The sequence below is a fragment of the Janthinobacterium sp. SUN118 genome (assembly GCF_030397695.1).
In the GTDB taxonomy this organism is placed as follows: domain Bacteria; phylum Pseudomonadota; class Gammaproteobacteria; order Burkholderiales; family Burkholderiaceae_D; genus Janthinobacterium.
On the sequence record NZ_JAPUBV010000007.1, the window covers coordinates 213,853 to 238,847 of the forward strand.

Below are 24,995 nucleotides of genomic sequence, written 5' to 3' on the forward strand. Positions count from 1 at the left end.
TGCATGGTTTGCCATCCCGCTGTTGTATTCCCGATTTCTTTGATTGCCGATAATTTGAACACATTGCCCAAGTCGCGCCTGCAGCGCGCCAAATACGCCTTGCCCAGCATGGTGACTTTGCTTTCGATAGCGTGCGGCTTTGCCAGCATCGTCATTTCCGTCGATAACGCCGGCATCGGCGATCCGGCCGACTACCGGCTGGCGGCGGCGCTGCTGGTGCTGGCCGGCGTCTTTGACGCGCTCGACGGCTATGTGGCGCGCGCCACGGGCACCAGCTCGCAGTTCGGCGTGCAGCTCGATTCCATCGCCGACGTGATGAATTTCGGCTGCGCCCCGGCGGTATTGTTGTATTGCTATGGTTTCGTGCAGATGGGCGTGCATGATCCGCTGCTGCTGCGTTTTGGCGGCATGGCCAGCTTCTTCTTTGTTGCCTGCGGCGCCATGCGCCTGGCGCGCTTCAATGTGAACGTGGGGCGTACCGACCCCATGTACTTTGTCGGCATGCCGATCACGGCCGGCGCCGCCTGCGTGGCGGCCGTGGTGGTGGCGTGGCCGGCGCCCATCGATTCCACCTTGCACAGCTATCTGCTGATGCTGCTGCTGGTCGGCGTGGGCAGCCTGATGGTGTCGACCTTGCGCTTCCCCAGCTCCAAGCAAAAGAAAAGCCTGGCCGCGCTGCTGGTGCTGATCGTCGCCATCGCCCTGCTGGTGTGGCTGAAGACCAGTTTCTTTGCGCTTTTCTTTGCCGTCTACATCGGCGCCACCCTGGCGCTGAACCTGGCCTGGTACCTGGGCTGGCGCGGTATTGCGCTACCGCAGGTCTTCAACGATCCGGACGAGATCGATTAAATCCTAGGCCACCTCGTGCCCGCGGGCGGCGCGCAGGATGGCGAACCAGTCGCTGCGGCTGAGCGTGAACTGCGTGCCTTCCACGGCCACGCCCACGGCCTCGATGCGGCCCGTGCCCGTCAGCGGCAGGGGGCGGCAAGGCAGTTGCATGATCCACGCGAAGACGACGCTGGCAAACGGACGCTGCAGCTGGTCGGCGATCTGCTTGATGACATTGCGCAAATTCTCCACATTCGCATCGCCTCCCTGGAACAGCCGGCCGCCGGCCAGCGGCGACCAGATCATCGGCGCCACCCCCACATCCTGCAAGCCGTCGAAGGTTTCGTCGAACAGCGGTGTGACATGCAGCGGCGAAAATTCGACCTGGTTCGTCACCAGCGGGAAGCGCCGGTGCAGGCATTCGAACTGGTGGCGGCTGAAATTCGATACGCCGAAGTGCAGCACCTTGCCGGCCGTTTTCAATTGCGTGAAGGCGCCGGCGATCTCGTCGAAATCCATCAGCGGATCGGGACGGTGGATCAGCAGCAAGTCCAGGCGGTCCGTCTGCAGCTGGCGCAAGGTGTGCTCCACGGAACTGGTGATGTGCGCCGCGCTCGTGTCGTAGTGCTGGATGGCATGGCCGGGACGGTGCGGCGACAGCAGCTTGATGCCGCACTTGCTGACCAGCTCCATCTTGTCGCGCAAGCCCGGCTGCAGGGCCAGCGCTTCGCCGAACAGGCCTTCGGCGCTGTAGTCGCCATAGATATCGGCATGGTCGAAGCTCGACACGCCCAGGGCCAGGCATTGCTCGATGAAGGCCAGCCTTTGCTGCGCCGACATATTCCACTCGCCGATGCGCCACATGCCGGCGACGATGCGCGACAGTTCGGGACCGTTGCTGCTCAAACGGCTGCGCGGTGCTTGCAGGCTGGCGGGAAATACATGGCTCATGGGCTGGCTTTCTGATGGTGGCGAGGAAGGACTCGCCACGATTATAGCCAGCTACGCTACAGCATGCTGCGGATGAAGCGGCAGCACCGCTCCTGCAAGGCCGCGTCGAGCTGGCCGCCCAGCTGCATCTGGTATACGAGCGCCGATTGCAGCATGAAGGCGAACAGGCGCAGGTCGAGGTCGGCGCGCACGCCGATGCCCAGCAGACGTTGCACCACCAGGGTGATCCACGGCGCGACGATCTGTTCGCGAAAGCGCAGTTGCGCCGCCGCATCGTTGTGAATCAGCACCAGCAAATCGCAGGTGAAACGGCCATCGGCGTTCAGGTTGTCGAAGATGCGCGCGCAGATGGCTTCGATTTCCTGGCCTTCCGGCATGTCGAGCGCGCGCTGCAGCTTTTCCGCCGTGCGCTTGACGAGCGCGTCGAGCAGCATCTCTTCACGGCGCGGCCAGCGCCGGTATATCGTCTGGCGCCCTACGCCGGCCGCGTCGGCCACCATCTGTATCGTCACCGCGTCGAGCCCATGCTGGCGCACCAGCATGACGATCGCTTCCAGCACCGCATCTTCCACGCCCACCTTGCGCGGGCGTCCACGCGGCGCTGCCGCATTTTTAAGCATGTTGAGCCTGTCTCTGAATGTTTCTTTTAATTATGGTACGATGCGCACCGTAAATGCAAAGCAACTGCTTGTCAATCACGCTGGTCAACTAACCAAGAGATTGACAGATGAGCGCCGCGATATCCCAGTCTGTCCAACGTGAACTCTGCACTTTCCGCGGCGCATGCCCGCATTTTCTGTCTGATCCCACATCCATCACTGTGGCGGTTCGCGCCGCCTGAGGAAAACCTATGAAAACCATCGGGATTTCGCCGCACCGGCGTAATTTCTTGCGCAAGGCCGTCGGCGCTGCGCCTGCCGTGGCCTTGCTGGCCGGCGCCGGCGGCGGCCTGGCCCTGGCCGTCTCCAAGGACCAGCCTGCCTACAAGCCCCGCTTTTTTGACGCCACCGAATGGGCGACGCTGACGGCGCTGGTCGACCGTCTGATCCCCGCCGACGGCGAAGGGCCGGGCGCGCTGGAGTCCGGTGCGCATGAATTCATCGACTTGCAGATGAACACGCCCTACGCGTATGGCGCGCTGTGGTACATGCAGGCACCGTTCGTGCCATCGATCGAACAGTTCGGCTACCAGTTCCACATGGCGCCGCGCGAGCTGTACAAGAGCGCCCTGGCTGGCGTGAACACGGCCGTCAAGCAGCAGTCCGGCAAGCCTTTCGTGCAGCTGAGCACGGCCGAGCGCGATGCCGTCATCACGCAATTGCAAAAGGGCACCCTGGATATCGGCGAAGTGCCAGCCAAGGTCTTCTTCAACCAGCTGCTGCAAAACACGCGCGAAGGCTATTTTTGCGACCCCGTGCATGGCGGCAACAAGGACATGCTGGCCTGGAAGATGGTGGGCTTTCCTGGCGCGCGCGCCGATTACATGGACTGGGTGGAACAGTACGGGAAAAAATATCCTCTTCCGCCAGTCTCCATCGCCTGAAAAAGTCCATGCGGCGTGGCACTGCCCGGTCGTACTAGCGTACTGCCTGCGGCAATGCGCCTTGCCCTGAACCTTTTCAATCATCAGTACCCGATCAAAGAAAAAGAAAAACCATCATGAGTGATATCAAACCCGATTTGAAAATGCAGCATGTCGATGCCGTGATCGTGGGCTTCGGCTGGACCGGCGCCATCATGGCCAAGGAATTGACGGAAGCGGGCCTGAACGTGGTCGCGCTGGAACGCGGCGAGTACCGCGACACCTATCCGGACGGCGCCTATCCGAAGACCCTCGACGAGCTCACCTACATCCAGCGCAGCAAGCTGTTCCAGGACATGTCGAAAAGCACGTTCACCTTCCGCCACAGCATCACGGGCGTGGCCGTGCCCTACCGCCAGATCGGCGCGTTCAAGCCCGGCACGGGCGTGGGCGGCGCCGGTCTGCACTGGTCGGGCATGCACTGGCGCGTCCTGCCGGAAGAACTGCAGATCCGCAGCCATTACGAACGCCGCTATGGCAAGAAATTCATTCCCGAAGGCATGACGATCCAGGACTTTGGCGTGACCTACGCCGAACTGGAGCCGCACTTCGATTTCGTCGAGAAAGTCTTCGGTACCTCGGGCCAGGCGTATAAAGTGAACGGCATCGTCGTCGGCGACGGCAATGTGTTCGAGGGCGACCGCTCCGACAATTACGCGCTGGCGCCGCAAAAAGTGCCGTACACGGCGGAATTGTTCCGCCGCGCGGCCAAGGCCGTCGGCTACCACCCGTTCGTCAATGCTTCGTCGAACGCGTCCGGCCCGTACACGAATCCGTATGGCTGCCAGATGGGGCCGTGCAACTTCTGCGGTTTCTGCTCCGGCTACGCCTGCTACAACTATTCCAAGGCTTCGCCCAACGTCAACATCATGCCGGCCCTGCGCATGGTGGCCAACTTCGAATTGCGCGCCAACTGCAACGTCGTGCGCATCAACCTCGATGGCAGCAAAAAACGCGCGACGGGCGTGACCTACATCAATGCGGACGGCAAGGCCGTCGAGCAGACGGCGGACCTGGTGATTGCCAGTGCGTTTGCCTACAACAATGCGCACCTGTTCCTGCTGTCGGGCATCGGCAAGCCGTATGACCCCGTCAGCAATGAAGGCGTGGTGGGACGCAATATCGCCTACCAGATGATGTCGACCATCCAGACCTTCTTCAAGGAAGACACGAATACCAACCCGTTCATCGGCGCCGGCGGCACCGGCGTCGCGCTCGACGACTGGAATGGCGACAATTTCGACCATGGCCCGCTGGGCTTTGTCGGCGGTTCGCCTGCCTGGTGCAACCCGGCCGGCTCGAAGCCGATCTCGGGTATCGCCACGCCGGACGGCACGCCCGCCTGGGGTTCGGCCTGGAAAAAGGCCGTCAAGAAGAGCTACCTGAACACGGTCTCGTTCGACTGCCACGGCGCCAACATGACGTATCGCGACTGCTATGTCGACCTCGACCCGACCTACACGGACAAGTATGGCCAGCAATTGCTGCGCTTTACCTTCGACTGGAAGGAAAACGACATCAAGATGAGCCGTTTCGTCACCGACAAGATGATGAAGGTGGCCGAGGCCATGAATCCGGAATCGATCAAGGTGTCCGTCAAGAACGTGGGCGACCACCTCGACTTGCGCAATTACCAGACCACGCACTGGGCGGGCGGCACGGCCATGGGCGCGGATCGCAAGACCAGCGTCGTCAACCGCTACCTGCAGAGCTGGGACGTGCACAACGTGTTTGCCGTCGGTTCCAGCGTGTTCCCGGTCGGCATCGGCTACAACCCGACGGGCCTCGCTTGCGCGCTGACCTACTGGTCGGCCAAGGCCATCCGCGAGCAATACCTGAAAGATCCCCGTCCCCTGGTCGCTTGATAAAGAACAAGAAGATGAACAACACATTCACCCATACCGTGGGCGCGCTGCTGCTGGCGCTCGCCGCCAGTGCCCCCAGCGCCGCCTGGTCCGCCAGCGCAGCTGGCACCGCCACCGCCACCCCGAACGCCCAGCTGATACGCCAGGGCGAATACCTGGCCCGCGCCGGCGACTGCATCGCCTGCCATACGGCCGGCACGAAAGGCAAGCCGTTCGCGGGCGGCCTGGGCATGGAAACGCCGATCGGCAAGGTGTATTCCACCAATATCACGCCCGATAAAAAGGCCGGCATCGGCGACTGGAGCTTTGCCGATTTCGACAAGCTGATGCGCACCGGCGTGACCAAGCACGGCTACACCGTGTATCCGGCCATGCCGTATCCGTCGTACTCGCGCCTGAGCGAGGCCGACATGCAGGCGCTGTACGCCTACTTCATGCATGGCGTGAAGGCGGATCCGACGCCGAACAAGGCGACCGACATTCCGTGGCCGCTGTCGATGCGTTTCCCTTTGACCATCTGGCGCTGGGCCTTCGCGCCCACGCCGCAGCCATACAAGGCGCCCGCCACGGGCGACGCGCAATTGCTGCGCGGCGCCTACCTGGTGCAGGGCCTGGGCCACTGCGGCGCCTGCCATACGGCGCGCGGCGTGGGCATGCAGGAAAAATCGCTGACGGACGAGGGCAACACCACCTTCCTGGCCGGCGGCGGCGTGATCGACGGCTGGTCCGTGCCCTCGCTGCGCAATGAGCATGGCGGCGGCCTGGCGCGCTGGAGCGCGGCGGAGATCGCCGAATTCCTGAAGACGGGCCGCAACAGCCATACGGCCTCGTTTGGCGCCATGAACGACGTGGTGGCCCATTCCATGCAGCACATGACGGATGGCGACCTGGCGGCCATGGCGACATACCTGAAATCCCTGCCGCCATCGAATCCGGCCACGCCCGCGTTTGTCGCGGATGAAAAATTGGGCAAGCAGTTGTTCAGCGGTATCGTCGACTCGAAAGGCGCGCAGTTGTACCTGGACCGCTGCGCCGGCTGCCACCGTTCCGACGGCAAGGGCTACGACAAGGCATTCCCTGCGCTGGCCGGCAATGCCGTGCTGCAGACGAATGATCCGACCTCGGCCATCAACATCGTGCTGTCGGGCGGCGCCGTGCCCGCCACGCGCACGGCGCCGTCGGCGCTGACGATGGCGCCGTATGCGGACATTTTCAATGACGAGCAGACCGCGCAGGTGGTGACCTTCATCCAGACCAGCTGGGGCAACCGCGGCACGCCCGTGACGGCGGCGCAGGTGGCCAAGGTGCGCAAGCTGTCCGTGCCGGTGGCAGCGTCGCAGACGGAAGCGACGTTTGCCGCCGGCCGCCCGGGCACCTTCCCGCCCGTGGCGCGCAAGCCGCATTTGAAGGATGCACCGCTGAAGTAATTTGACGTAGCGCAAGACGAAAAAAATGCCCGCAGCATCTGCGGGCATTTTTGTATGTTGCGAATTACTGAGTGAACATTACTTCATCCACAGGCGCATGGAATCCCAGGCGCGGCCGAAGATGGTGGCCTGGTTGATGGTTTCCAGCGCCACGACAGGCAGTTCCAGCAGAACCTTGTCGTCGACCATCATTTTCAGTTTGCCGACAGGGGCGTTCTCGGCCAGCGGAGCGACCAGCGGGTCCTTGCGTTCCAGTACCGGTTTCATCTTGGCGGCCGTGCCTTTCGGTACGGTGACGAGCACATCGCGCGCGAAACCGATTTTCACGGTGCCTTTCGAGCCTTTCCATACTTCCGGCGTGGCTACGGCCTGGCCTTTCGAGTACAGCTTGACCGTATCGAAGTTCTGGAAGCCCCAGTTCAGCAGTTTCTGGCTTTCCTGCGTACGGGCCTGGTCGGACGAGGTGCCCAGCATCACGGAGATCAGGCGGCGCTCGCCGGTGCCGCCCGGACGGCGGGCCGAGGCGATCATGCAATAGCCAGCCGCTTCCGTGTGGCCCGTCTTCATGCCGTCCACGGTTGGGTCCAGCCACAGCAGGCGGTTGCGGTTAGGCTGGGTGATCTTGTTGTAGGTGAAACTCTTGATCGAATCGATTTTGTAGAATTCCGGATAGTCTGCGATCACGCGCTGGGCCAGCACGGACAGGTCTTGCGCCGTGGAAAAATTATCGGGGCTAGGCAAGCCATGCGGATTGGCAAAACGCGTGTTTTTCATCCCCATGCGCTGCGCTTCGCGGTTCATCAGCACGACGAACGTGCCTTCATCGCCAGCAACGGCTTCAGCCAGCGCCACGGCGGCGTCGTTACCCGATTGAATCATCAGGCCATGCAGCAAGTCGTCGATCGACACGGGCGTGGCCGGGTCGATGAACATCTTCGAGCTGCTCGAGTCGACTTTCCATGCGCGCACGGACACATTCACTTTTTGGTCCAGCGCCAGTTTCTTTTCGCGGATGGCGGCAAACGTCAGGTAAGCCGTCATGATCTTGGTCAGCGACGCCGGCTCGATGCGGGCGTCCGGATCTTGCGAGGCAATGATCTGGCCACTGGTGGCGTCAAGCAACAGCCAGGATTTGGCGGCGATGGTCGGTGCGGGGACGCTCTGGGCGTGGGCGGCGGATAGGAAAAATACACTGGAGGCCAGTGCCGCTAAAAGTTTTTTCATGGAGGCTGGTCTGCGAAAAAGATGAAGGCTGAGGGCCATGCCGTTGCTGCATGCATGGCCGCGTGGAAAAAACGGATCAATTATAGCCGTGGAGGCGGGAGTAAGCCCACACTTCAATGATCATCCGCTGCGATTGCGGGTTTGTCACCATGCCACAGCGCAATCACGAGGTTCTTGATGTGATTGAGCTTGCGGTGAAAAAAGTGGTCGGCGCCAGGGATCACGATCACGGGAATGTCTTGTGGACGGGCCCAGTCGAAGACGGCGGACAGGGGGATAGTGTCGTCCAGTTCGCCGTGGATCAAGATGGTGTCGGCGGGAATATCGGCCATCGCCCACTTGCCGGCCGCGCTGCCGATCAGCGCCAGGCGCTCGGCCGGCGTGCCGGCGGCGGCCAGGCGTTCCTGCAGTTTCGATTGCACGAAGGTGCCGAACGAGAAACCGGACAGGGCCACGGGCAAGCCAGGGTACAGGCCGCGCATGTGTTCATACAGCAATTGCATGTCATCCGTCTCGCCCGCGCCATGGTCGTGCACGCCTTCCGAGGCGCCGACGCCGCGGAAGTTGATGCGCGCCACCACATAGCCGAGGGCGACGAAGGCGCGCGCCAGGGTTTGCGTGACCTTGTTATCCATCGTGCCGCCATACAGCGGGTGCGGATGGGCCACCAGGGCGATGCCGCGCGGGGTGTCTGCCGGGAAATCGAGCAAGCCTTCCATGCTGCCTGCATGGCCGGCGAGGGTAAATTTTTCCGAGTTTCTGTTCATGATGCTCATACTGGTGGCGTAGGCTTAAATTAAGATTAAAGATGGGGCTCAGATTTTCAGGCGCTCGACGATCTTTCCGCCCACCAGGTGCGTATCGATGATTTCATCGATATCGCTGGTGTCGACATAGGTGTACCAGGTCGCTTCGGGGTAGATGACCAGCAGCGGGCCTTCTTCGCAGCGGTCCATGCAGCCGGCCTGGTTGATGCGGATCTTGCCCGCGCCATTCATGTCGAGTTCCTTGATGCGGCGCTTGCAATGCTTTTGCGCCGCTTCCGCGCCATGGTCGCCGCAGCTGTTGCGGCCGTCTTCACGTTTATTCATGCAGAAAAAAACGTGGCGTTCAAAATACGGTGCGTCGCTCATACTATTCTCCTGCTGATTCATCAATGCGCCATGATAGCGCTTATGAGTGGTCTTCGCGACGCTGGCGCTGCGCATCGTCCTGCCGGTTCAGGCGGTGCGAGGGCAGGCACAGGAACCACAGGGCCATGAAGGGCCACAGCAGGGCCAGGAATTGCGCCGCGCCATTAAAGTTGAGGAACTTTCCCTGCACCCAACCTTGCAAGGTCGACATGAAATATGGGTTGATCGGCGTCGTGTTCACCATGACCAGGCTCAGCATCAAGGTGGCGGCCGCGATGCGGCGCTGCGCCACGTGCGGTGCGAACGCCAGGCCGCCCAGCATGATCAGGCCGATCAAGAAGCCGCCCTGGGCGCCCGGCGTGATCCAGACGAAGGCGTTTTCCGGCGAGAACAGCAGCGCGCTGGCCATCGAACGCACCACGAGCGCGGCGGCGATCAGGGCCAGCATCAGCACGGCGCGGGGCGCGGCGCGGCGTAGCAGGCACAGCAAGGTGAGCACGGCGCCCGTCATGCCGCACGCCGTGATGATGGTTTCCGATAGCCAATATTGTTCAACTGTTAATATCGCGTCGGGACGCAGGTACGACGCCAGGTCGATATCCATGCCCATCAGGGTGGAAAACCAGTCCGACAGGATGGGCAGCAGCTGGCCCAGGCCGAACAGATAGCCTTGCGGGTAGATTTGCGCCAGTGGCCACAGCGCCACCAGCACGAGGCCCTGGCTGGCGTGCTGGGCAAACCAGCGCTGGCGCAACCGGTACAAATGGCTATGGTCGAGCAGCTTGCGCGCCGTCAAGGCGCCGATGATGGCGCCGAGGCAGCAGCCGGCCGTATTCGTGTAAAAGTCGAGATTCGACGAGACGCGGCTGGGCAGGTAGGTTTGCACGGCTTCCATGCTGCCGGATATGAACACGCCGCACAGGCTGGCGACGACGACGGCCAGGAAACCGGTGATGCGGGGAAACAGCGAATATACGAGCAGGGCGCCCAGCGGAATATAGCCGACGACGTTGATGCCCACGTCAAAGCCCGTCCAGTAGCGGGGCATGCGCGTGTTTTCCAGAAAGGTCAGCGGCGACAGACCATTGCTGTGCCAGCCCGTGAACGGGAACCAGCTCGCATACACGATCAGGAAGACGTAGGCGAGCAGGGTCGCGCGCGAGACGGGCGAAGAGCGTGCCGGGGGCCGCGGCGCTGGCGGGCTGGCGGGGGCTGCGGGTGCCGTCATTCTTTCGGCAAGTTCAGCGTGCCCAGCCAGGCCAGCAGGTCGGCGGCGACGGCGTCCGATGCCGACGCCAGTGCCTGCGCCCCGCCTTGCGCGTCGGCGCTGGCGGCCTGGCCGCTGCGGCTGAAGGTTTTCTGGTCGAGCAGGCGGTGGCCGCGGAACAGCGAGGCGCGCAGCGAGACGTGGCCGCTGCTTTGCGTCTGCGTGTCGAAGTTTTGCGAAAAATCATCGACGTCGATGCGCAGCAGGGGCACGCCGGCGGCCGCATCCGTGGTCGACAGCACTTTCACGCCGCTCTGGGCGACGCGGGTTTTCAGGCGTTGGCTCAGCAGTTGCAGCGGCGGCGTGTTCCAGCGGTTGTAGGCATACGGCCGCGATTGCTGCGCATCGGCGTACAGCAGGCGGTAATACATGCGCTGGCTGTCCAGCCAGGAAGGGCCATTCGCGTCGGCAATCACCAGTACGGGCACGGGCGGCGTGCCGGGCGGCATGGCCGCCAGCGGCGCCGCCGGGCCGAAGTCATAGAACGTGGGGACGGGGCCACGGCTGGCGCAGCCGCCGAGCAGGAATACCGTGGCCAGGGCCACTACGCTGACATTGCGTGAAATCTGCATGCTGTGTTCTCCTTATTTGCCCGGCGCCGAAAAACCGGGTTCGCCCGGTCCGGGCGGGATGTCTGGGGCGCCGAACAGGATGCTCTGCGGCTGTTCATTGAGCGTGCTCATGGTGGTTTTCAGGGCGCGCATCGAGGAACGCGCTTCGCCGCTCAGTTCTATGACTTGTGGCAAGACTTCCAGCGACACGCCGTTGGCCACCGTTTCCACCGAGTTGCCGACCCTGTCGACCGTGCCATTGACCTTGTCGAGCACGCCACCGGGCGCCTGGATGTCATTGCCCAGCTTTTTCCACGTTGCCGTCAGGTCGGACACATTCTTGCTGGCCGTACTGACGGCCGTCAAGGTTTGCCGCGTTTGTTCCGTCAGTTGCGGCAATTGCGTCAGGGTCGGTTCCAGCTGCTGCGGAATGGCGCCGAAAGCCTTGGCTGCCTTGCCCACTTCATTGAAGGCGCCCAGCATGGCCGCCTGGTTGTCGGGGCTGAGCAGATTGTTGACCTTGTTGGTGATCTGCTCGGCCTGGTCGAGGATGCGCTTGCCGCGCTTTTCCAGCTGGTCGAGCAAGCCGGCGCGCAGGGGGATCAGCGACGGCTTGTCCTTGCTGGTGCCTAATAATTTGGAACCGACGTGCTCGTCGTCGAGCTGGATATAGGCGATGCCTGTCACGCCCTGGTAGCCGAGGGTGGCGAACGTGGTATTCGTGACGGGCGTATCGGGCGCCACGCTGATGTGCACGAGGATTTGCCCCGCTTTTTGCGTGTCGAAGTCGATGGCGTCGACCTTGCCCACTTCCAGGCCACGGTAGCGCACGGTCGCCTGCGGGTTCAGGCCCGGCACGGAGAGGGTGGTGGCCAGCAGGTAGGGCACCCGTTCCACGCGGTCGCGGTTGAACCAGACGCCGAACAGGATGGCGGCCACCAGCAGGGTGAGCGTGAAAAACCCCGTCATCAGGGCATGTGATCTGTTTTCCATTAATTCTCCGCTTTCTTGTCGGTGCCGGCGCTGGCGCCTGGCTGCGCGGCCTGGTCTGCCGCCTGTTTTTCATCGAGGACGGCCAGCGCGCGCCTGCCGCGGTCGCCGAGGAAAAATTGTTTGATGAACGGGTGATCGACTTCGATCACCTCGCGCGTGGGGCCGAGGGCGATCACGTGCTTTTCCGCCAGCACGGCGATGCGCGTGGACAGGGCAAACAGGGTGTCGAGGTCATGCGTGACCATCACCACCGTCAAGCCCAGCTCGCGGTGCAGCGACTGGATCAGCGCTACAAAACTTTCCGACAAGTCCGGGTCCAGGCCAGCCGTGGGCTCGTCGAGGAATAATAGCTTGGGCTCCAGGGCCAGGGCGCGCGCCAAGGCCACGCGCTTGATCATGCCGCCCGACAAGTCCGACGGCATCTTCAGCGCATGTTCCGGCCCCAGGCCCACCATATTCATCTTTAATAATACCGCGTCGTGGATCAGAGCCTCGGGCAGCACGCGCAGTTCGCGCATCGGCTGGGCCACATTGTCGAACACGGTCAGCGCCGAATACAGCGCGCCTTGCTGGAACAGCATGCCCCAGTGGTTGCGCAATTGCTGCAACTGGTCGGAACTTGCCTTGTTGATATCTTCGCCGAAGACTTTGACGCAGCCGCGCGCCGGGTGTTCGAGGCCCAGCATCTGGCGCAGCAGCACCGTCTTGCCCGTGCCGGAGCCGCCCACGATGGACAGGATTTCGCCGCGTTCGATTTCCAGGTTCAAGTCCTGGTGCACGACGGTGCGGCCGAACTTGGTCCACAGATTGGTGATTTCCACCACGGGCGCGCTGCCATGCAGGTTGAACTGGCCGTCCTGGCCGCCGCTCACCTTGCAGGCGATATCGTTGTCGTCCGCCATCAGTAGCCCACTCCATTGAAGACGATGGCAAACACGGCGTCGGCCAGGATCACCACGGTGATGGCCGTGACGACGGCGGTGGTGGTGCCGCGTCCCAGGCTTTCCGTATTGGCCTTGATGCGCAGGCCGAAGTGGCAGGAAACGAGGGCGATCAGCATGCCGAAGATGACGCCCTTGCCCAGGCCGATCATGTAGTTGGCCAGCGGCACGGCGTCCGGCAGCTTTTGGATGAAATAGCGCGCCGACAGATTCAGTTCCACCTTGGCCGCCACCATGCCGCCGATCAGCGCGGCCGTATCCGTCCAGATGACGAGCAGGGGCATGGAAATGGCCAGGGCCAGCACTTTCGGCATGATCAGGCGGAAACCGTGCGAAATGCCCATCACCAGCATGGCATCGAGCTCTTCCGTGACGCGCATGACGCCCAGCTGGGCCGTGATGGAGGAGCCGGAGCGCCCGGCCACGAGGATGGCCGCCAAGAGCGGCCCCAGTTCGCGGATGATGCTCATGCCCAGCAGGTTGACCAGGTAGATGTCGCCGCCAAAGGCGCGCAGCTGCTGCGCCGACAGGTAGGACAGCACCACGCCGATCAGGAAGCCGACCAGCGCCGTGATGCCCAGCGCCTGGAAGCCCGCGTGGAAGATATTGGCGGAAATTTCGCGCCACGGCCCGCGCAGCGGATGGCGCGCGAAGCGGCCGATATCCTGCGTCACCTGGCCCACGAGGGCGATGAAGCCTTTTAAATGTTCGAAAAACAGCAGGATCGCCATGCCCAGCTTCATCACGGGCGTCAAGCGGTTGGCGCGCGAGGGCGGCGTTTGCAGCGGCCCCGTTTCTTCGATGCGCTTGAAAAACTCTTCCTGGGATGGCGCCAGGGTCAGCTGCGCCGGGCGCTGCCTGCCCCAGGCATTCCAGAACAGCTGGGCGCCGATATGGTCCATGCTGTCGATCTGCGACAGGTCCCAGCGGGTGCCGGCGTCGCCCTGCAGCGGCTTAAGCTGGGCATCGATGGCCTTGATCGCATTGTCATGCGCCAGGGCGTGCACCTGCCAGGTGCCGCTGGCGGTCACGATGGCTCCCTGTTGGGAGCTGGTCTGGGAGAGGGTCAGTTTCGGCGATTGTACAGTCGGCATCGTGTCAGTTTAAGGGAGAATGGCGCAGACCGCCACCGATGTTCGATCACCGGCCCGTCAGGACGCCAGGTGGCGCGCCTGCCGTTGGGGCAAGGCGATGTCCGGGCGCACCTTGGCGCTGCTAGTGCTCACTTCGGCTGGCTTGGCATGCGCGGTGGCCTGCGCCCCGCCCGCATAGTCGCTGGCCACGAGGGCATTGGCCTCGACCGCGCTCATGCCCCGCGTTTGCAGCCATTGCGCCACCAGCTTGGCCAGGCGCTCCATGGCGATGCGGTGGGTGGCGTCCGTATGGGCGTACAGCCAGTTCGAAAAGTCCATGAAGTTTTCAAATGGCGCATCGCCCAGCATCCATTGCACGGTATTGGCGAAGCGGCCCGAGTTGGCCACCAGGTCCCAGTAGCGGGCGAAGCGCACGAGGCGCTGCATGCTCATGAAATCGAGCTGCTTGTTCGCCAGGATGGTGTAGGGCGGGTGCGGATCGAACACCATGCCGAAATTCTCCGTGTGGCGGATGATCGGCGTGCCGCGCAGCCGTTTCAAGATGCCGAACTGGATTTCATGCGGCTTCAATGCCACCAGCTTGTTGAAGCCGGCCGCGAAACTGGCTTCATCCTCGCCCGGCAAGCCGGCGATCAGGTCCACGTGCAGGTGGGCGTTCGATTCCTCGCACAGCCAGCGGATGTTATCGGCCGCCTTTTGATTATCCTGCTTGCGGCTGACCAGCGACTGCACGTCCGGATTGAAACTCTGGATGCCGATCTCGAACTGCAGCGCGCCGGGCGGGAATTTGCTGATGCCTTCTTTCAGGGCATCGGGCAGGTGGTCGGGCACCAGTTCGAAGTGGGCGTAGATCGGATCGTCCGGATTCGCCTCGATCTTGTCCAAAAAGAACTGCATGATCTTCAAACTGGTCTTGATGTTCAGGTTGAAGGTGCGGTCGACGAACTTGAACAGGCGCGCGCCGCGGGCATGCAAGGACTCCATCTCGGCCAGGAAGTTCTCCAGCGCGAAGGGCCAGGCCGTCTTGTCCAGCGCCGACAGGCAGAATTCGCATTTGAACGGGCAGCCGCGCGACGCTTCCACGTAGATGGTGCGGTGGCGGATATCGTCGTCCGTATACAAAGAGTAGGGCAGCTGCAGTTCCGCCAGCGGCGCCTGCACGCCTGCGTGGATCTTCATCAGCGGTTTCGGGCCGTTGAGGATCTCGCCGCACAGCTTGGGGAAGGTGACGTCGCCCCAGCCCGTGATCAGGTAGTCGGCCAGCTTGACGATTTCCTGCTCGCCCGCCTCATGCGACACTTCCGGCCCGCCCAGCACGATGATGACCTCGGGCGCCACGCGCTTGAGCATGGCGACCAGCTTCGTCGTTTCCTCGACGTTCCATATATATACGCCAAAACCGATGATGCGCGGCTTGTTGACGAGGATGCGCTCGACCAGTTCCGTTGTCTTGGTGCCGATGACGAATTCCTGCAGCCGCGTTTGCGCCTGCAGCGGGCCCATGTTGGCCAGCAAATAGCGCAATCCCAGCGAAGCGTGGGTGTAGCGGGCGTTCAGGGTGGAGAGCAGGATGGTCATGAGAGGCGATTGAAACGGCGAAACCGCTATTTTACGCTGTCGCGTCACCGGTGCGTCGCGGCCGGGTACGCCATGTTACCATTTGTCAATAATTACTAACTTGGCAATGCTATGGCAGGTGAAAAGGGATACACGGTGCTGGCGAAAAAAGTACTCACTAAAAAAGTCCTGATCGGGGCGCTTGCCGGGGTGGCGCTGGTGGCTGCCGCGCTGGTCGGCTACCGGGTGTTTGGCTGGGGCGCGATGGGGCCGGTCAACAGCCTGAAGCTGGATTTATCCAGGCCCGACGCGCTGGTCCGGACGCCAAGCCTGTCGACCTTGCCGCGCGACCTGCTGACGGTGCCGCTGGCGCGCGACGTGCTGCGCGAGGATTTCCTGTTCTACTACGAGCAAAGCGAAGACCGGCTGGGGCTCAAGGGCAGCCTGCGCCGCATCGCCTACGAACATGAGCTGGGATGGGGCGACCAGCTGCTGCGCATGGTGCTGGACCAGCCGGCGGAAGTGGCCTTGTGGCGCGACGCCGACGGCTCGCTCAAGCATTTCGCCATCGCCGTATCGCGCAGCCAGTTGACGCGCCTGCTCGAGGAAGCGGGCAAGATCGCCTTGAAGGACACGCAGATGCGCGTGGCCGGCAGCTTGCGCGTCGATGGCGGCCAGGTGCCCGTGTATGCGCTCAATTACGCTTACCAGCGCACCTTGCTGTTTGCCGCGCACGGCCAGCGCCTGGTCATCCTGTCCCATCCCGGCATGCTGTATGGCGGTGCCGACGGCAAGGATGGCGATGGCACGGCCGAGAAAACCGTGGCCAGCCTGCTGGCGCCGGAGCCGGCCAGGCAGAACGTCTTTCATGCGCAGTTCCATCTCGACAGCGCCGCGCCCGAGGGGCACAGCATCGCCGTCAAGGCCGACTTCCTGTCGTTCGGCTACCAGCCTTTCTTCGGCGCCCTCGAAGCGCTGCGTTTCGATTTCAGCAAGGGCGCCTGGCAGTCGAAGGTGCTGCTCAATGCCGACAAGCTGAAAAACGGCGGCTACGACAGCGGCGCCCTGTGGCCGCTGCTGCCGCACAGTCCCAGCGCCTGTTTCAGCGTGCCGGTGGACTGGGCCGCGATGCAGCCGGTGCTCAAGCGCCTGGGGAGCAAGACTTCCGAGCCGGTGGTGCCGCTGGCCGAGCACTTGCAAGGCCCTGCCGCCGCCTGCTGGTACGGCAGTTCGCGCCTGCATACGCCGGTGTTTGTCGCCACCCGCCGTGCGCAGGCCGGGGACGACGCCCTGTATGGCAGCCTGTTCGAGGCGGCCATCGGCGGCAAGGATCCCGTGCGCAAGACGACCGGCAAGGATGGCGCTGTGCGTTGGGAGCGCAGCGTGGCCACGGCCCTGGGCCAGTCCACGCCGGCGCTGGCCGTGGCCGGCAATACCGTTGTCTTTTCCGCCGACGGCAAGCTGGTGGACCAGGTGCTGGCCGTGCGCCGCAAGCAGGCGCCAGCCGCCAGCGACCTGCTGCCCGATGCTTCGCGCACGATCGGCCTGATCGCGCCGGCGTCGCTGGCCCGCCTGATCCAGCTGGAAGCCTTCGATACCCTGCCGGCGAATAACGAACCGGTGCTGCGCGCGGCCGCCAACGAACATCTGGTGCCGCGCCTGAACGCCTTGAAAAAATATCCGCCGCTGCGCATGGTGCTCAAGCGGCAGCCAAGCAGCGGCACGTCATGGGAAACGCTGGAATGGCAGGAGACCGCGCGATGACGGTGCCGCATGCGCGCCGTGCCGCCTTGCGCTGGCTGGCGGCCTGCGTGGCCACCGTGGCCGTGCCCCGGGCGTGGGCCCTGCGCGCGGCCGCCGGGCCGCAAGTGCAGCTGTCGCAGGCCCAGAGCCGCGCCTTCCAGGCCTGGATGCTGCGCATCGTCAACGCGCAGATCGAACGGGGGCCGTCGCCGCGCTGGACGCACCGCGATTGCGCAGGCCTGGTGCGCTTTGCCGTCAACGAGGCCCTGACCGTGCATGACGCGAAGTGGCTGCGCGCGAACGGCATCGCCAGCGACCGGCGCCTGCCGCCCGAGCTGGAACTGAATGAGGCCCAGGCGGCCTTGCGCAACCGCTGGATACAGACGGGCGGCAAGGTCGGCCACTTCGTCACGGCGCTGGCGCTGGTGCAGCACAACAGCCGTTTCATCGCCCGCGAGATCAGCCAGGCGCTGCCCGGCGACCTGCTGTTTTTCGACCAGGGCGACGAACAGCACCTGATGGTCTGGATGGGCGCGCGCATCGCCTACCACACCGGTACCGTCACCCCCGACGACAATGGTCTGCGGACCGTCGATATCAAAGAACTCACGAGCTGGAAGGACACGCGGTGGCAACCTGTGGTCAACAATCCGAATTTCGCCGGTGTATTCCGGCTGGCGTTCTTGTCATGAAGCCGATTTTTCTCATGAAGCTGCTGTTTGCCGGCGTGCTGGCGCTGTTGGTGATGAGCGGTGTCTCGGCGCAGGAGCGGGAGCCCAGCAACTATGCGACCTTCAAGGGCGAGCCCTTCTTCCTGCTGTCGGACGCCAGTTATGGCAGCAGCGACGAGTCGCGCGTGCGGCTCGAGGTGCCGGGCCGCGACATGGGGCGCATGAACCTGGAAGCGTATTCCGGCGCCGACATCGTCGTCTACCGCGTGCCCGAACCGATGGAGTTCCTCAAGAAACAGCGCAATCTGCACCGCATCCAGGTCGAGGGCAATTACCAGGGCGAGGGCCTGGCCAGCACCTTGAGCTTTTTGTGGGATAGCTGGTGGAAGCAGTCGCGCCTGGCCTGGCGCAAGCTGTTTTCCGGCGAGGCGCGCCGCGCGGTCACGAAAGAACAGCCGCAGCTGGCCACGAACGACGCGATCCGCAAGCCGACCGTGTTCGCCAACCACCCGCAGTACAAGCCGATCAAGGGCATGGAGCTGGTCGACAGTTTCCGCTACCCGATCTGGCAGGCCAGGGCCATCGCACCGCCGAAAGGCGTCAAGCTCGATGGTTCCAGCAGCGACTTCATCGTCGCCGGCGCCGGCAACGTGATGATACCGCTGGGTAAACGCAAGCCGGGCCTGTACCTGATCGAGGCGATCATCGGCGAGCACCGCGCCACCACGCTGGTGTTCGTGTCGGACACGGTGGCCGTCACCAAGGTATCGTCCGGCCAGATGCTGGTGTGGACGGCGCGGCGCGACAATAGCGCCGCCGTGGCCGGCGCCAGCGTGGCGTGGACCGACGGCACGGGCGTGCTGCAGTCGGCCACCACGGGCGCCGACGGCGTCGCATCGCTCGAGCGCGGCAGTCCCGAGCATACCTATGTGCTGGGCCAGGACCGTGCCGGCGGCGTGTTCGTGTCCGAGAATTTTTACTACGACAGCGAAATCTACAACACCAAGATCTATGCCGTGACCGACCGGCCCCTGTACCGGCCCGGCGACGAGGTCAACGTCAAGTTTCTGGGTCGCGAATTCACCTCGGCGCGCAACTCGCAGGCGGCCGCCAGCGCGCCGCTAAGTTTGACCGTGCTCAATCCGAACGGCACGCCGCTGCTGACGCAAGCGCTGCAGCTGTCCGGCGACACGGGCGCCGACACGCGCTTCCGCCTGCCGATGGAAGCCACCGCCGGCGGCTATGAGCTGCGCTTCAACTACAAGGACAGTGTCTATGGCGCGGCCTTCCGCGTGGCCGAATACATCAAGCCGCACTTTGAAATCAATGTCCAGCCTTCGAAACCGGAATTCAAGACGGGCGAGGCGGTCAAGGGCAGCATCGCGCTGCGCTACCCGGATGGCAAGCCGGTGAAAAACGCGAAGATGACCTTGTCGCTGCGCGGCCAGCAAAACACCATGGTCGAGGGCGAGCTGCGCTACAGCGGCCTGTTCCCCGTGGCCTTGAAGACCGAGGAAGTGACGAGCGACGGCAGCGGCAATGTGGACTTCACCTTGCCGCCCGCCACCGACCCTTCACGCTACATCTTGACCGTGCTGGCGACCGATGGCGCGGCCTACCGCGTCAAGGCGACGCGCGAGCTGATGATAGAGCGTTCGAGCAGCAGTTATCAGCTGAAGGCCACGCGCCAGTTTTCCGATCCGGGCCAGGCCGTGCATTTCGACCTGGTGGCCGATGGCCAGGGCGCGGCCAAGCCCGTGCGCTGGGAGATGGTGCAGCTGGAAAAACAGAGCAAGACCGACGGCGCCTTCGAGCCAAACGCCAAGGGCTGGGACGTGACCTTCCCGGCATCGGGTTCGTATCGGCTGGCGCTGCGCGACGAACGCGGCAACCTGCTGGCCGCCGCCAGCCACTGGGTCGCCGGCGATGGCGTGCAGACCACGCCGGGCAGTATCGAGATCGTGCTGGACCGCGCCCGCTATCGTCCGGGCGACACCGCCGAGGCCCTGATCACGTTCTCCGACAAGGTCGACCAGGCGCTGTTCACGCTCGAGCGCGACAAGGTGGAGCAATATGGCTTGATGGCCGGCGCCGCCGACTGGTACCAGGCGAAGCGCGTGGCGCCGCGGCAGTGGCGCGTGCGCATTCCCGTCAAGGAGGAGCATGGCCCCAACATGACGTTCTCGGTGGCGTACACGCGCAATGGCGATTTCGTCTTCGAGAACGCGGGCCTGCAAGTGATCGAACCGCGCATCGCGCTGCAGTTCAAGAGCGACAAGGAGGTCTACCAGCCGGGCGAGAAGGTCACGCTGGACGTCAAGGCCACCCTCGATGGCAAGCCGCTGAGCACCATGGTGGCGCTGGGCGTGGTCGATGAAATGATCTATGTGCTGCAGCCGGAAATCGCGCCCGAGATTGGCGACTTCTTCTACCACCCGCGCCGCAACAACGTGCGCACCACGGCCAGCCTGTCCTTCATCAGCTACGACATGGCGCAGGGGCGCAGCGCCGGTGCGCCCGCGCGCCACAATTACAACGAGCGCGGCGTCAAGGTGCTGGAGCGCCCGCGCCGCGACAATATCGACACCGCCTACTGGGCGCCGTCGCTGAAGACCGACGCCAGTGGCAATGCGCGCGTAAGTTTCACCATGCCAGATGCGCTGACCCGCTGGAGGATCACCGGCCGCGCGATGGATGAACAGGGGCGCGTCGGCCAGCGCACCGCCTATCTGCGTTCGGACAAGAGCTTTTATGCCAAGTGGACCGCGCCGGACTGGATGCGCGCCGGCGATGCGCCGCGTGCCTCGGTGGCCGTGTTCAACCAGACTGGCAAGGAGCAGGCGCTAGACGTCGTCCTCTCCGGTGGCGTGCAGCCGAAGACGGAAAAACTGTCGGCCAGGCCGGGCGTCAATTACGTCGAATTTCCGCTCGCTGCCGGCGCTACCGGGCCGCTGCGCCTGGAGCTGAAGCAGAATGGCAAAGTGGTCGACGCGCTCGACACGGCCATGCAAACGCTGTCCGCCGCCTGGAGCAGCCCGCGCACCTTGGTCCTGCCGCTGGCGGAAAGCGCTGGCGATGTCGCGTTGAAGCTGCCGGCGGACGCCCGCAATATCCGCGTGTCGTTCGCGCAGGGCGCGGCCAGCCACTTCGCGCGCATTGCCGACGACTTGATCGACTATCCCTACGGCTGCGTGGAGCAGACGGCCAGCCGTTTGATTCCGCTGGCGCTGGCCACGCAAAGCCTGGGGCCGGACGCCGGCGCGGCGAGCGGACGCCTGCAAACGCTGCTGACCGCGCAGCGCCTGCGTCTGGTCTCCATGGCCGGTCCGAACGCCGTCTTCGGCTGGTGGGGCAATGCCACGGCCGGCAATGCATTGATGACGGCGTACGCCTATTACGCCGACTGGTACGCGTCGCGCGCGCTGCATATCGAGCTGCCGCCCGAGCACTGGAACAGGCTGCTGGCCGTCTACGGCGAGCATGGCTTGAAGGACGCGATGGGCGACCGCGCGCTGGTGTTGTGGATGGCGCGCGAGATGGGCTTGCCCACGCAGACGCTGGCAGCCGGCCTGGTGGACGACAGCGCCAGTGCCACCTTGGGCGGCAAGCCGCGCCAGGCGAGCGACAGCGGCAGCCTGCTGCTGGGCGGGGCCGCTGACCGCGAGGCGCAATCGATGGCGCTGGGCCTGGTGGCGCTGGTCGCCAGCCAGAATGGCATCGCCTTGCCGCATGGGCTGCAGCTGCAAGTGGCCAGTGCCTGGCAGGTCTTGCGCGAGTCCAAGGCGCCGGTGGCGCAGGCCCTGCTGATGCTGGCCGGAGAAGCGCCACCCTCGCAGGCCGACGCGGTGCTGGCCGGCGTGCGCGCCGAGATGCCGACCCTGGACCGCGCGATGACCTTGCTGTGGGTGCAAAAGAAGCTGGGCGGCGCATCGTTTGGCAAGGGACCGGCCGTCGCGCTGGACGGCGCATGGCAAAAGCTGGACAGCCGCAGCGGCCAGCCGCTCTGGCGCTGGCTTGATGCCAGGAATACTCCTGATAAGTTGCGCCTCGCCGCTCCCGCGCCCGCGGGCACGGTGGCCGTGCTGCAGTACGACAGCCACGCCGCCGAAACGCAGACGCTGCCGGTCGCCATCGAACGGCGGATCCTGCGCATGAAGCAGGGTAAGGGCGGCTACACGACGGAGCTGGTCAAGCCGGGTGAGGCGCTCAACACGGACGCGCTGTACCTCGATGAAATCACGCTCAAGGCGGCGCCGGGCGCAAAGCACCGCTTTGGCTTGCTGGAGGTGGCGCTGCCGCCGGGTGCCATGGTCGAATCGACCACCTGGGGCATGGTCATGGCCGGCGACAAGCCGGTCGCGCTGGAACGCGCGCGCCATACCGAGCGCCGCGACGGCTATGCGGTGCCGATCGAGCCGCTGGAAGGCGACGTGACCGTGCGCCATTTGCTGCGCTTTGCGCAGAAGGGCGGTTATGTGCTGCCGCCGGCGCGCTTTTACCGTATGTACCAGCCGGAGCAGAAAGCGTTCGAGGGCGGTGGCAAGAGCATGCGCGCGCTGAAGGTCGAGTGATGCGCCTTGCACTTCCCGCATTGATGGCGACCCTGCTGCTGGCCGCGCCCGCTTTCGCGGCCTCGTTGGACGTGGCCTGGTGGAGGGACGGCAAGACCGAAGTGCGGCAGCTGCGCCAGGGCGGCGCCGCGCCACCGGCGTTTGACGGCGCGCGGCAAGTGCCACTGGCCAGCCTGTGGAAGCTGTTTGTGTATGTCTACGCGACCGATAACAAGGTGGCGATGCCGGACTACCGCTGCGGCGGCCGCGATCCGGAAGAAGTGTATTGCTGCGATGCGGGCCAGAGCGTCGGCCACGACGCGGCACTGGTGCAGTCCTGCGGCCTGTTTTTTTCGCCCAGGCGCCTGATGATCGCCGCGGCGCCGTGGCGCCAGTACTGGACCGGCCGCCTGGGCAGCGCGCCGGCAGGCGACTTTGCCTGGCTGTCCGACCCTGCGCAGCTGGCGCCGGGGCGCCTGGTACGGTTGGATAGCCTGCTGCGCGCGCTGGGCAGCATACCGGCCGCCAGCCGCCTGGATGCCGAAGCGGCGCTGCTGCGCGTGGTGTTGGATGGCCGCGGCGCAGGCACGGCGCGCTGGTTCGGCAGCCAGTTGCGCGTGAAGACGTATTCCTGGCACGGGCAGCGCCGGACAGAGGAACGTATCGGCGGCGCGGCCGGTTGGCTGGCCGATGGCACGCCCATCTGGTTTGGCGGCGCGGGTGGCAGCAGCAATGTTTTCGAACAGTGGGCGCCCAGGCTTGCCGCCAGCCTGCCGCCAGTCGGCGTGGCCGACGATGGCGGCTGCGTGGTGGTCGATTACTTCAAGCGCTATCCGATCCGTGCCGTGCGCGGCGAGCGCGGCGTGGCGGTGCCTGGCCCGCTGAATGGCCGCTACCATGTGCAGTTTGAAAATGGCCAGAATCTCGCCCTGCGCAGCACGGGTGAGCTGATGCTGCTGCAGGAGAAAGGCGGCCGCCCGCAATTGCGCGGACGTTTCGGCGTCAATGAATATGTGGCGCGCGTGCTCGACCGCGAAGCGAATGCTGGCGAGCCGGAAGCGGCCAAGGCGCTGGCGATTGCCGCGCGCACGTATCTGCAGCAGAACGCGGTGACGGTGGCGGGCTGCCAGCAGATCGCCGACAGCAGCGCGACCCAGCGCGTCAGCCCCAGCCCCGCGACGCCGGCGGCGCTGGCGATTGCGCGCTGGACCGACCAGCTGATCGTCGATGGAGTGTCGGTGCGCTATCACCGCGACTTGCCTTCCGAGAATACTCTGGCGTGGACCGAGGCGGTGCGCCAGGCCAAACAGGGCAAGCACTATGATGAATTGCTGGCGGCGGCCTATCCCGGCGGTGCGCTGAGCACCGTTGGCAATACCGGCACGCGTTGCCGGCGCCTGGCGCAGAACGAGGACTGGCTGGCACGGTCCGTGCCGCGCTGGCGGCGTGTGTTGCTGGGCGAGGCTGGCTACGAGGCGCCGCCGCAAGCGCCGCTGGTCTGCGCCTTGCAGAGCGGCGCGCCGTATTCGGAACAATCGCGCAATCGCATCTTCATGCGGCCACTGGCCACGCGCGAAGACCGCATCACCCTGGCCCATGAATACCTGCATCTTGGCCTGCGCAGGCATCCGCGCGGCCAGGATGAGGAATATGTCGAGCGGCTGGCCCGCCGGCTCGTCGAGCTTAACCTGGAGGCCCTGTGAGTTCCCTTTTCCGTTGCACGATTCCGCTAATGCTATTGCCACTCTGGGCGCAGGCCCAGGTCACCATTGATGCGCCGAAGGGCGGCTGGCGCAATTCGGCCGGCGCGCGCGAGGACTATACGCAGGCGGTCAATTACCCCGCTTCCTCGGTCAACCTGCAGCCGGGTCAGGCCGAGACGGCGCAGATACGGGGACGCATCGCCGGCGCCGTCAAGGGCAGGCCCGCCACCCTGGTGGTCAATGGCGTGGCGATGCCGATGGAAGTGGGCGAAGACGGCAGCTACGGCCGCCCGTATGGATTCGGCAGCGGCTCGAACAGCGTGGAAGTGCGTTCGCCCGATGGCAGGAGCCGCGCGCGCACCCAGTTTGTCGACAGCTACCAGGGCAAGACGCAGGCGCGCCTGCGCATCGTGCTGTCGTGGGACAGCGCCGGCACCGATCTCGATCTGCATGTGATCACGCCGGACGGTGGCCACGCCTGGTATGGCAACCGCGTCTTGAAAGACGGTGGCGCGCTGGACGTGGACGTGACCACCGGTTATGGTCCGGAAATCTTTTCCAGCGCGGCGCCCCTGAAGGGCAACTATCACGCCTACGTCAATTATTACGGCAGCGGCGAGAACACCTCAATGCTGACCGTCGCCCGCATATCGATCATCACCAATGAAGGGACGCCGCGTGAAAAGCTGCAGAGCTTCCAGGTGCCGATGCGGGCCGCCGGCGAGCTGACCCTGGTGAAATCGTTCGTCTTGCCATAACTGGCTGCAAATGGCTCTTGCGGAGCCGTCACGCCTTGGCTATAATTCGCCCCCTCGCTGAACGACGCATGCAAATGCCGAGTGAAGTGGAGAAAAAGAAGGAGTTGACGGACGTAGCAAATTGCTTCATACTCTTCCTTCTTCGCAGCTGACAAAC

20 protein-coding genes are annotated in these 24,995 nt (G+C 64.3%); 9 read left to right on the forward strand and 11 right to left on the reverse strand.

Annotated features, from left to right (window positions below; all coding sequences use genetic code 11):
* Positions 1 to 78 precede the first annotated feature (78 nt).
* A complete protein-coding gene (gene pssA / locus O0880_RS27830; RefSeq protein ID WP_289889701.1) occupies positions 79 to 849 on the forward strand; it encodes a CDP-diacylglycerol--serine O-phosphatidyltransferase in 771 nt (256 codons plus the stop codon).
* A gap of 3 nt (positions 850 to 852) precedes the next feature.
* Here the strand turns inward: pssA and O0880_RS27835 are convergent, their stop codons facing one another.
* Entirely contained in the window at positions 853 to 1,779 is a 927-nt protein-coding gene (locus tag O0880_RS27835; RefSeq protein ID WP_289889679.1) for an aldo/keto reductase, read from the reverse strand.
* A gap of 56 nt (positions 1,780 to 1,835) precedes the next feature.
* Positions 1,836 to 2,399, reverse strand: a complete 564-nt coding sequence (locus O0880_RS27840; RefSeq protein ID WP_289889681.1) for a TetR/AcrR family transcriptional regulator — start codon at positions 2,397 to 2,399, stop codon at positions 1,836 to 1,838.
* A 230-nt stretch (positions 2,400 to 2,629) separates the two neighbouring features.
* Between O0880_RS27840 and O0880_RS27845 the strand changes: the two genes are divergently transcribed.
* From O0880_RS27845 to O0880_RS27855, 3 genes are all read left to right on the forward strand, one after another.
* Positions 2,630 to 3,322 (forward strand): gluconate 2-dehydrogenase subunit 3 family protein, encoded by a 693-nt coding sequence (locus O0880_RS27845; RefSeq protein ID WP_289889682.1) that lies wholly within the window; start codon positions 2,630 to 2,632, stop codon positions 3,320 to 3,322.
* A 116-nt stretch (positions 3,323 to 3,438) separates the two neighbouring features.
* Positions 3,439 to 5,226, forward strand: a complete 1,788-nt coding sequence (locus O0880_RS27850; RefSeq protein ID WP_232251013.1) for a GMC family oxidoreductase — start codon at positions 3,439 to 3,441, stop codon at positions 5,224 to 5,226.
* Between the two features lie 14 nt (positions 5,227 to 5,240).
* A complete protein-coding gene (locus O0880_RS27855; RefSeq protein WP_289889683.1) occupies positions 5,241 to 6,653 on the forward strand; it encodes a cytochrome c in 1,413 nt (470 codons plus the stop codon).
* Positions 6,654 to 6,731: 78 nt separating this feature from the next.
* Here O0880_RS27855 and O0880_RS27860 read toward each other — a convergent pair whose 3' ends face one another.
* The 9 genes from O0880_RS27860 to O0880_RS27900 all read right to left on the reverse strand — a co-directional run bounded on the left by O0880_RS27860 (position 6,732) and on the right by O0880_RS27900 (position 15,434).
* Entirely contained in the window at positions 6,732 to 7,877 is a 1,146-nt protein-coding gene (locus O0880_RS27860; protein WP_071321642.1) for a D-alanyl-D-alanine carboxypeptidase family protein, read from the reverse strand.
* Between the two features lie 113 nt (positions 7,878 to 7,990).
* Positions 7,991 to 8,644 (reverse strand): alpha/beta hydrolase, encoded by a 654-nt coding sequence (locus tag O0880_RS27865; protein ID WP_070280179.1) that lies wholly within the window; start codon positions 8,642 to 8,644, stop codon positions 7,991 to 7,993.
* Positions 8,645 to 8,692: 48 nt separating this feature from the next.
* A complete protein-coding gene (locus O0880_RS27870) occupies positions 8,693 to 9,010 on the reverse strand; it encodes a ferredoxin (RefSeq protein WP_034781335.1) in 318 nt (105 codons plus the stop codon).
* Between the two features lie 40 nt (positions 9,011 to 9,050).
* Positions 9,051 to 10,238 (reverse strand): VanZ family protein, encoded by a 1,188-nt coding sequence (locus O0880_RS27875; protein WP_289889685.1) that lies wholly within the window; start codon positions 10,236 to 10,238, stop codon positions 9,051 to 9,053.
* Positions 10,235 to 10,849 carry an ABC-type transport auxiliary lipoprotein family protein gene (locus O0880_RS27880; RefSeq protein ID WP_289889686.1) on the reverse strand — a complete coding sequence of 205 codons (615 nt, stop codon included), beginning with the start codon at positions 10,847 to 10,849 and terminating at the stop codon, positions 10,235 to 10,237. Before O0880_RS27880 ends, O0880_RS27875 begins: the two co-directional genes overlap by 4 nt.
* Before the next feature lie 12 nt (positions 10,850 to 10,861).
* Positions 10,862 to 11,821 (reverse strand): MlaD family protein, encoded by a 960-nt coding sequence (locus tag O0880_RS27885; RefSeq protein ID WP_071321645.1) that lies wholly within the window; start codon positions 11,819 to 11,821, stop codon positions 10,862 to 10,864.
* A complete protein-coding gene (locus tag O0880_RS27890; protein ID WP_289889687.1) occupies positions 11,821 to 12,723 on the reverse strand; it encodes an ATP-binding cassette domain-containing protein in 903 nt (300 codons plus the stop codon). The genes O0880_RS27885 and O0880_RS27890 overlap by 1 nt, the downstream gene beginning before the upstream one ends.
* On the reverse strand, positions 12,723 to 13,856 hold the full coding sequence (locus O0880_RS27895; RefSeq protein ID WP_289889688.1) for an ABC transporter permease: 1,134 nt from the start codon (positions 13,854 to 13,856) through the stop codon (positions 12,723 to 12,725). Before O0880_RS27895 ends, O0880_RS27890 begins: the two co-directional genes overlap by 1 nt.
* A gap of 57 nt (positions 13,857 to 13,913) precedes the next feature.
* Positions 13,914 to 15,434 (reverse strand): radical SAM protein, encoded by a 1,521-nt coding sequence (locus O0880_RS27900; RefSeq protein WP_289889689.1) that lies wholly within the window; start codon positions 15,432 to 15,434, stop codon positions 13,914 to 13,916.
* 111 nt (positions 15,435 to 15,545) lie between these two features.
* Between O0880_RS27900 and O0880_RS27905 the strand changes: the two genes are divergently transcribed.
* Genes O0880_RS27905 through O0880_RS27925 form a run of 5 tightly spaced genes read left to right on the forward strand, consistent with a single transcriptional unit; the run spans position 15,546 to position 24,838 of the window.
* The gene (locus O0880_RS27905; RefSeq protein WP_289889690.1) at positions 15,546 to 17,177 is read left to right on the forward strand and encodes a DUF2138 family protein; all 1,632 of its coding nucleotides are present in this window, start codon (positions 15,546 to 15,548) and stop codon (positions 17,175 to 17,177) included.
* The gene (locus O0880_RS27910) at positions 17,174 to 17,848 is read left to right on the forward strand and encodes a DUF1175 family protein (protein WP_289889691.1); all 675 of its coding nucleotides are present in this window, start codon (positions 17,174 to 17,176) and stop codon (positions 17,846 to 17,848) included. Before O0880_RS27905 ends, O0880_RS27910 begins: the two co-directional genes overlap by 4 nt.
* The gene (locus tag O0880_RS27915; RefSeq protein WP_289889692.1) at positions 17,845 to 22,398 is read left to right on the forward strand and encodes an alpha-2-macroglobulin; all 4,554 of its coding nucleotides are present in this window, start codon (positions 17,845 to 17,847) and stop codon (positions 22,396 to 22,398) included. Before O0880_RS27910 ends, O0880_RS27915 begins: the two co-directional genes overlap by 4 nt.
* The gene (locus tag O0880_RS27920) at positions 22,398 to 24,080 is read left to right on the forward strand and encodes a DUF2300 domain-containing protein (RefSeq protein WP_289889693.1); all 1,683 of its coding nucleotides are present in this window, start codon (positions 22,398 to 22,400) and stop codon (positions 24,078 to 24,080) included. Before O0880_RS27915 ends, O0880_RS27920 begins: the two co-directional genes overlap by 1 nt.
* A gap of 29 nt (positions 24,081 to 24,109) precedes the next feature.
* Positions 24,110 to 24,838 carry a DUF2135 domain-containing protein gene (locus tag O0880_RS27925; RefSeq protein ID WP_289889694.1) on the forward strand — a complete coding sequence of 243 codons (729 nt, stop codon included), beginning with the start codon at positions 24,110 to 24,112 and terminating at the stop codon, positions 24,836 to 24,838.
* The last annotated feature ends 157 nt before the right edge of the window (positions 24,839 to 24,995 follow it).